Here is a 587-nt window from a genome sequence, read left to right on the forward strand (position 1 = left end):
GCTGTGTGGGATTGAAGTTTTGTTGGACGATTTCACTGGTGTACATATCTCGGATACGACCAGATGTTGAAGCTTCGTATCTGGTGAAGTCTGGAATGGTTCTCCAGCGTTCATTCCCAGTAATGCACTTTATATGCTCAAGTGTGAAGTAAAGGTCAGAGGGGTGGAGAGAGTTGCTGTCAGTTGCCGGATTGTTAAAGCGTTGCATTATTTGCTTCCTTCTATGCGGTTTAGAAGGCAATACGAGGACGTGCCACGGGCTTTGTGTGATGTGGGAAAGGTCGAGGGGTATTGCCAGTAGGATAGTCACGGGGCGTGACTTTGGTTAATGTACGATTGGCTTTGGGGAGTTCTGCTAGTTGTAATTGTCAAGATAGGAGTGCTTGTCTCGCTTCCTATCTTTGCGTTGCTTGTCGCTGCGTCGCTGCTTTCTATCCGCGTTAAAACTAATATGGCTATCATCATAGGGCCCTGTATCCGCTTTGGCGGATATAGGGGTTTCATAGGCAGTAGTTTCGAGTGGAGTGGTTTCTATCGCTGTCGGGGTTTCGGTGGGGGCAGCCTTCATTTTTAGTTTTAATATTGGC

General features: G+C 47.4%; 2 protein-coding genes. Both read right to left on the reverse strand.

Features of this window, described 5'->3' with window-relative positions; genetic code table 11:
- Nucleotides 1-208, reverse strand: a 208-nt coding sequence (locus AC3XQU_RS22780) for an NUMOD4 domain-containing protein (protein WP_489876440.1), incomplete at its 3' end; no start/stop codon positions are given.
- Nucleotides 209-355: 147 nt separating this feature from the next.
- Nucleotides 356-587: hypothetical protein (locus tag AC3XQU_RS22785; protein WP_489876441.1), on the reverse strand; the 232-nt coding region annotated here is incomplete at its 5' end.

It is taken from the genome of Telluria sp. AZSoR62, from assembly GCF_058111565.1.